7 protein-coding genes are annotated in these 6797 nt (G+C 70.4%); 3 read left to right on the top strand and 4 right to left on the bottom strand.

Going from position 1 to position 6797, the window contains the following annotated elements:
* Positions 1 to 692 (bottom strand): SigB/SigF/SigG family RNA polymerase sigma factor (locus CRP55_RS49545; protein ID WP_097329082.1); only part of this gene is annotated, 692 nt, incomplete at its 3' end.
* 222 nt (positions 693 to 914) lie between these two features.
* Between CRP55_RS49545 and ppgK the strand changes: the two genes are divergently transcribed.
* Together ppgK and CRP55_RS49535 are read left to right on the top strand one after the other, a co-directional pair.
* Entirely contained in the window at positions 915 to 1709 is a 795-nt protein-coding gene (gene ppgK / locus CRP55_RS49540) for a polyphosphate--glucose phosphotransferase (RefSeq protein ID WP_097329081.1), read from the top strand.
* On the top strand, positions 1709 to 2170 hold the full coding sequence (locus CRP55_RS49535) for a PPOX class F420-dependent oxidoreductase (protein WP_097329080.1): 462 nt from the start codon (positions 1709 to 1711) through the stop codon (positions 2168 to 2170). Before ppgK ends, CRP55_RS49535 begins: the two co-directional genes overlap by 1 nt.
* Positions 2171 to 2383: 213 nt before the next feature.
* Here CRP55_RS49535 and CRP55_RS49530 read toward each other — a convergent pair whose 3' ends face one another.
* From CRP55_RS49530 to CRP55_RS49520, 3 genes are all read right to left on the bottom strand, one after another.
* Positions 2384 to 3280: a hypothetical protein gene (locus CRP55_RS49530; protein WP_097329079.1), complete on the bottom strand. Its 897-nt coding sequence runs from the start codon at positions 3278 to 3280 to the stop codon at positions 2384 to 2386.
* Entirely contained in the window at positions 3270 to 3773 is a 504-nt protein-coding gene (locus tag CRP55_RS49525) for a sigma-70 family RNA polymerase sigma factor (protein ID WP_097329078.1), read from the bottom strand. The genes CRP55_RS49530 and CRP55_RS49525 overlap by 11 nt, the downstream gene beginning before the upstream one ends.
* 108 nt (positions 3774 to 3881) lie before the next feature.
* Positions 3882 to 4457: a hypothetical protein gene (locus CRP55_RS49520; RefSeq protein ID WP_097329077.1), complete on the bottom strand. Its 576-nt coding sequence runs from the start codon at positions 4455 to 4457 to the stop codon at positions 3882 to 3884.
* 358 nt (positions 4458 to 4815) lie between these two features.
* Between CRP55_RS49520 and CRP55_RS49515 the strand changes: the two genes are divergently transcribed.
* Positions 4816 to 6783: an alpha-1,4-glucan--maltose-1-phosphate maltosyltransferase gene (locus tag CRP55_RS49515; RefSeq protein WP_097329088.1), complete on the top strand. Its 1968-nt coding sequence runs from the start codon at positions 4816 to 4818 to the stop codon at positions 6781 to 6783.
* Positions 6784 to 6797: the final 14 nt, after the last annotated feature.

Below are 6797 nucleotides of genomic sequence, written 5' to 3'. Positions count from 1 at the left end.
TCGGCGATCTGCGACTGGGTCAGGTTGCCGTAGAAGCGCAGGGTGAGGATCTTCTGCTCGCGCTCGTCGAGGGTGGCCAGGGCGGGGCCGAGGGCGACGCGGGTCTCGGCGAGTTCGAACTCGGTGTCCTCGCCGCCGAGGGTGTCGCCGAGCTCGGTGGTGCCGTCGGCCGAGATCGGGGTCGACAGGGAGGTGGCGTTGTAGGCGCGGGCGCCTTCGAGGCCTTCCAGGACGTCTTCCTCGGTGACGCCCAGGTGGGCGGCGACGTCGGCGACGGTCGGGGAGCGGCCGAGGCTGTGGGTCAGGGTGCTGTTGGCCTCGGTGATGGCCAGGCGCAGTTCCTGCAGGCGGCGCGGGACGCGGACGGACCAGGTGCGGTCGCGGAAGTGGCGCTTGATCTCACCGATGATGGTGGGGATCGCGTAGCCGGCGAAGTCGACGCCGCGCTCGGGGTCGAACTTGTCGATCGCCTTGATCAGGCCGACGTTGGCGGTCTGCACGAGGTCGTCGGTGGGCTCGCCGCGGCCGGAGTAGCGGTGGGCGAGGTGGCGGGCCAGCGGCAGCCAGGCCTCGATCGCCCGGTCGCGGGCATGTGCTCGGCCGGGGTGGTCAGTGGGGAGCGCCGACATGGCGGCCAGCAGGTCGGCCGCGGTCTCCTGGGCAACTGCCTGGTCTGCGTACGACAAAAGCATGGGTTTGGTCCTCCATCACGGGCAGAGAGCCGTGCCCGCTAGCGGCGACCGTTCAGTTATTCCACGCTAGCCGATGAGGGGAGGGTTGCCTAGCCGAACGTCCGAGTGACGCTCGACAACCCCGGCCCCCGAGCGCCAAGCGGGTGACGCGGCGGGGATTTAATGTCGGTCCCCCGTGGTAAACAACGGGAAACACACGAAGTCTCCAGACGGGAAACAGGGATGGCCATTCTCGGCATCGACATCGGCGGCTCCGGAGTCAAGGGCGCGCCGGTCGACACCGTCAGGGGCGAGCTGCTCGCGGAGCGGTTCCGCGTGCCCACTCCGCAGCCTTCCGACGTCACCAGCGTCGTCGAGGCGGTCGCCCAGGTGGCGGCGCAGTTCGACGGATTCGACCGGGTCGGCGTCACCTTCCCCGGCGTCGTGGTCGACGGCGTCACCCGCACCGCGGCGAACGTGGACAAGTCGTGGCTCGACGCGCCGGCGGCCCAGCTGTTCAGCGACCGGCTCGGCATGCCGGTCAGCGTGCTCAACGACGCCGACGCGGCGGGCGCGGCCGAGGTCGCCTTCGGCGCCGGCAAGGACCAGGCCGGTCTGGTCATGATGCTGACTTTCGGTACGGGCATCGGCAGCGCCCTGTTCCTCGACGGCACCCTGATCCCGAACACCGAGTTCGGCCACCTCGAGCTCGACGGGCACGACGCCGAGAGCCGCGCCTCCGACCGGGCCCGCGAGACCGAGGACCTGAGCTGGGAAAAGTGGGCCAACCGGGTCGGCAACTACCTCCGCCACGTCGAGATGCTGCTCTCGCCGCGGCTGTTCATCATCGGCGGCGGCGTCAGCAAGAAGGCCGACCGGTTCCTGCCGCTGATCGACATCCGGACGCCGATGGTGCCGGCCACGCTGCTCAACAACGCCGGCATCATCGGCGCCGCGGTGACCGCCGAGACCGACGCCAAGGCGGCCTCCCCGGGCGGCGTGACGCCGCACGAGGCCGGCGCCCGGGTGGCCGGCTGATGGCCCGCACGATCGCCACCAACACCAAGGTGAGCCGCGAGGAGCTGCTCGAGTTCCTGCGGCCGCGCCACAAGGCCATTCTGATGACGACCCGCCGCGACGGCCGGCCGCAGGCCTCGCCGAACACGTGCGGGGTCGACGCCGAGGGCCGCATCGTCATCTCGACCTATCCGGAGCGGGCCAAGGCGCTGAACATCCGGCGCAACCCGCTCGTGTCGGTCCTGGTGGAGTCCGACGAGTTCAACGGGGCGTGGGTGCAGGTCGACGGCACGGCCGAGGTGATCGATCTGCCGGATTCGGTGGAGCCGCTGGTCGAGTACTTCCGCGTGATCTCGGGCGAACACCCGAACTGGGACGAATACCGGCAGGCCATGCGTGACCAGGGCAAATCGCTGATCCGGGTCACGATCGACCGCTGGGGCCCGATCGCCACCGGAGGCTTCCCGGCCCGCCTGGCTTAATTGCTCGGAAGACCGATTTGTCCGCGCGGTCGGGAACAGCCGCGCGGTTTGAAGGAAGGCCGCGCGGTTGGCGGAAGGCCGCGCGGTTGAACGAAGGCCGCGCGGTTGAACGAAGTTGCGCGGTACGAGGTAGGGCCGCGCGGTCAAGGTAAGGCCGCGCGGTCGAGGGAAGGTGGGGCGAGGAGAACGGGCTAAAGGAACGAGTGTCAGGGCTCAGGGACGCCAGGCGGTGAGGCGGTCGGCGGCGGTTTCGGCCAGGGTGTCGACCGAGGAGCGGATGGAGCTGAAGTTCTCCCAGCCTGTGGTGTCCAGGAGCGTTACGGCGTCGCCGGAGCGGATGGCGACGATGTAGGTGAGCTGGGGTTCGGCGTTCGGGTCGGGTTCGCCCGTGCCGGTGCGGCCCACCGCCGAGCGCTCGATCATCAGGGACTCCTCGCCCAGGCCTGGGGAGCCGAGCGAGCGGTACTTCGGCGGCGGGGTTCCCTCGCCGCCGGTGGGGCATCGGCGTACGGCGTCGCGGAGCTCGTCGAGGAAGTCCTCGGCTCCGCTCCCCCGGTAGACCGAGACCGTGTTGTAGACGACGTCGTCGGGGACGTGCTCGGCGCCCAGCCCGGGACGTTTGTAGACCACCCGCACCGAGGCGCGCACGGCCGCGCTGGGGAAGCGCGCCTCGCCGCAGAGGCGGGTGGGGTCCCAGATCTCCGTGAGGCGTGAGAACTCCCCGTCCGCCTTGCTCAGCATCGCCCGCGCGGGGATCGACTTCGGCAGGGCGGGCGGCGGGCTGGAGGTCCGGGAGACGGTCGAGGGCGGCGTGGACACCGGCTTGGCCGGTGGAGAAGGCAAGACCGACGGCGCCGGCGAAGGCAGCGCAGGCGAAGGCGAAGGCGAGACGGCCGGGAGGATCAGGCGCTGACCATGGTCGTCGCCGCCCAGGGCCCAGCCCGTCCCGAAGGCCCCGGCGATCACCACCGCCGCCGCGGTGACCGTGAGGACCCCCCGGCGCACGGCCCGGCGGTCGGACTGGTGGCGCACCTCGGCCGCGGGCAGCAGGCGGCCCCGGCTCGCGTCCCTGGACAGGGCCGCGAAGGCGTTCTCCAGCTCATTCGACATCGGTGGCCTCCGGCAGGCGGGTGGAAGCGAGGATGCCGGCCAGCTCGGCCCGGCCCCGGTGCAGCCAGGACGTGACCGTGCCGACGGCGGCGCCGGTCTCGGCCGCTATCGCCGACACCGGCAGGACGAACAGGTAGTGCAGGGCGACCGCCTGGCGCAGGTTCGGCGACAGGCGGCGCAGGGCCGCGGTCAGGATCACCGCGTCCTCGCTCGGCGGGGCCACCGGTTCCGGCGGGCCCGCCCGTCTGACCGCCGCCCGCCAGCCGGAGAGCCGCCTCCAGCGGTCGGTGGCGAGCCGGGCCACGACCAGGCGCAGCCAGCCCTCGGGGGCCGGGTGGGCGGCGACCGTGCGCCAGTTGCGCCAGGCCCTCGTGTACGCCTCCTGCACCACATCCTGCGCTTCGGCGAGGTCACCGGTCATCGCGTAGCCGTAGCGCAGCATGCGCGCCGAGGTGTCCCGGTAGAACTCGTCGAAGCCGTCCGCGTCCCGCATCCGCGCACCCTGCTTCCCTCAATGAAGTGAGCTATGCACCCCTAACGGCCCGCCTGCCCAGAATGCTGCAAACAAAAAAGGCCGGCACCCCCGAAGGGGTGCCGGCGGTCAGACGACAGGCGTGGTCCGCTCCGCATCGAGCAGGTAGAGCAGGGTGTCGCGGTGCATCTCGGCCACCGGCTCGAGCAGGTCGGGGTGGCGCAGCAGGACGGCCGCGTCACGGTCGCGCTGGTCGGGCTCGAGCAGGCGGCGGAACTCGTTCGGGGTGCCGCCGGCCCGGCGCGGGAACGGCAGCGGCCGGTCCTCGCTCAGCGGGACGGCCGCGGCGACCGCGTCGACCGCGCGGCGGGCCAGGGCCGGGTCGGCCAGCAGGCAGGCGGCCCAGCTGACGACGACCTCGTCGACCCAGGTGCGCCAGCCCTCCTCCTCGGCCTCCTCGTCCTCGGGCTCGCTGCCGACGCGCCAGTCCAGCACCGCCGAGCCGCCCGGGCCGGCGATCGCGACCAGCGCGGCGTCGACCTCGGTCGGGTATCGCAACCACGCGGCAACCGTCACGGCCTGCCGGGCCTGGAGCTCCGACAGCGTGTGGGCGATGGTGTCGGGGCTACCGGCGGGGTAGGCCCGGGACAACCAGTGGGTGCTGGCCGCGATGACGGGCGACAGCTCGACAGACGGTCCGGCCACGTGGGGTGCTCCTCCGTTAACGGCGCCGGCATCAGGGCGATGTGGCGTCACGGGGTTCTTCTCGGCGGGCGGGCGGGCCGGTTTGAGCGGGGTGACCGGAGTGGGACCGGTCGGCAACCAACGCACTCCCGATGAGACGCGTGGGAAATTTGATTTTGCTCCCCGGTAACGTCCCGATGATCAAAGTCGGTAAGCATGAGCGGAGGGGAGCAGGATGAGCCTGCCGGGTCCGGCTCCGGTAGGTTGAGTCGCATCGGCACGTGACCGTTTGCGGCGCCTCCACAGCGGAGAAGTATGCCCTGACGGCGGTCTTGGTTTCGCCGACCCCGCCCGCGCCCTTCTGACTACGGTGGAGATCATGACCGGTCGTTTTCCCATCGAGGACGTCACGCCCTCGGTGTCCTGTGGCCGCTACCCGGCAAAGGCGGTCGTCGGCGAGCTCGTGCCGGTCTCCGCTGTGTCCTATCGCGAAGGACACCACGCGCTCGGCGTGAACGTGGTATGGCGTGGTCCCGACGGCGAGACCGAGCCGTTCACCCGCATGCGGCCCGGCGAGCCCGGCCTCGACCAGTGGCACGGCACCATCCGTCCCGACCGGGTCGGCCGGTGGACGTTCACCGTGGAGGCGTTCGACGATCCTTACCGGACGTGGCGCGACGCCGTGGTGAAGAAGATCGGCGCCGGGCAGGGCCTGGAGGACCTCGCGAACGACCTCTACGAGGGCGCCGAGGTGCTCGACCTGGCCGCCAAGATCGTCCCGGGTCACGACGAGGACCGGGTCCGCGACGCCGCCTCGGCCCTGCGCGACGAGCAGCGCTCACTGTTCGCCCGGGTCTCCCCCGCGCTCGACCTCGAAGAGCTGCTCTGGCACAACCCGGTGCGCCAGCTGGTCACGACCACCCGGTCGTACGCCATCTGGGTCGACCGCAAGCGCGCCCTCTACTCGGCCTGGTACGAGTTCTTCCCGCGCTCCGAGGGCGCCGAGATCGGCCCCGAGGCCACCCCGATCAAGCACGGCACGTTCGCCACCGCCGCCGAGCGGATCCCGGCCGTGGCCGCGCTCGGCTTCAACGTGCTCTACCTGCCGCCGATCCACCCGATCGGCAAGGTCAACCGCAAGGGCCGCAACAACACCCTGGTGGCCCGGCCCGAGGATGTCGGCTCGCCGTGGGCGATCGGCTCCGACGAGGGCGGCCACGACGCGATCCACCCGCAGCTGGGCACCCTCGAGGACTTCCGCCGGTTCATCGGCGTCGCTCAGGACCACGGCATGGAGGTCGCCATGGACCTGGCGCTGCAGGCCGCGCCCGACCACCCGTGGGTCCGTGAGCACCCCGAGTTCTTCACGACCCGGGCCGACGGCACCATCGCCTTCGCCGAGAACCCGCCCAAGAAGTACCAGGACATCTACCCGCTGAACTGGGACAACGACTACAAGGGCCTGCGCGACGAGGTCTACCGCGTGGTCATGCACTGGGTCGGGAACGGCGTCAAGATCTTCCGGGTCGACAACCCGCACACCAAGGCGCTGAACTTCTGGCAGTGGCTGATCGCCAAGGTCAAGGAGTCCGACCCGGACGTGCTGTTCCTGGCCGAGGCGTTCACCCGGCCGGCCATGATGAACGGGCTCGGCAAGATCGGCTTCACCCAGTCGTACACGTACTTCACCTGGCGCACCACGGCCTGGGAGATGCGGCAGTACATGGAGCAGCTGCTGACCACGATCGACTGGATGCGGCCCAACTTCTGGCCGAACACTCCCGACATCCTGCACGAGTCGCTGCAGCACGGCGGCCCGCCGATGTTCAAGATCCGTTCGGTGCTGGCCAGCATGCTCACGCCGTCCTGGGGCATGTACTCCGGGTTCGAGCTCTTCGAGCACGTGGCCCGGCCGGGCGCCGAGGAGTACATCGACAACGAGAAGTTCGAGCTCAAGCCGCGCGACTGGGCCGGCGCCGAGAAAGCGGGCCGCTCGCTGGCTCCGTACATCGGCCGCCTCAATCAGATCCGCGACGAGAACCCGGCCCTGCACTGGCTGCGCAACCTGCGCTTCCACGAGATCGACAACAGCAACCTGCTCTGTTTCTCCAAGCGTGACCCCGACACCGGCAACACCGTTCTGGTGGTCGTCACGTTCGACTCGGCGAACGTGCAGTGGGGCAACACCGTGCTGGACATGCCGGCTCTGGGCAAGGACTGGCACGAGCGGTTCACGGTCGTCGACCAGATCACCGGCGCGACCTACGAATGGGGTCAGCACAACGCGGTACGCATCGATCCGTACGTGGAGCCGGCGCACGTCTTCGTCGTACAACCGGCGCAGTAACAAGATTCAAATAC

Origin of the sequence: Paractinoplanes atraurantiacus (assembly GCF_900215205.1) — a bacterium.
In the GTDB taxonomy this organism is placed as follows: Bacteria; Actinomycetota; Actinomycetes; order Mycobacteriales; family Micromonosporaceae; genus Actinoplanes; species Actinoplanes atraurantiacus.
The sequence above is the reverse complement of the archived record's forward strand: the minus strand, read 5'-3'. Positions and strand labels throughout refer to the sequence as shown.

What these genes read in the sequence shown, in the direction of transcription:
- ppgK (WP_097329081.1), top strand. Translation starts at nt 915, where the DNA reads ATGGCCATTCTCGGCATCGACATCGGCGGCTCCGGAGTCAAGGGCGCG.
- CRP55_RS49535 (WP_097329080.1), top strand. Translation starts at nt 1,709, where the DNA reads ATGGCCCGCACGATCGCCACCAACACCAAGGTGAGCCGCGAGGAGCTG.
- CRP55_RS49530 (WP_097329079.1), bottom strand. Translation starts at nt 3,280, where the DNA reads ATGTCGAATGAGCTGGAGAACGCCTTCGCGGCCCTGTCCAGGGACGCG.
- CRP55_RS49525 (WP_097329078.1), bottom strand. Translation starts at nt 3,773, where the DNA reads ATGCGGGACGCGGACGGCTTCGACGAGTTCTACCGGGACACCTCGGCG.
- CRP55_RS49515 (WP_097329088.1), top strand. Translation starts at nt 4,816, where the DNA reads ATGACCGGTCGTTTTCCCATCGAGGACGTCACGCCCTCGGTGTCCTGT.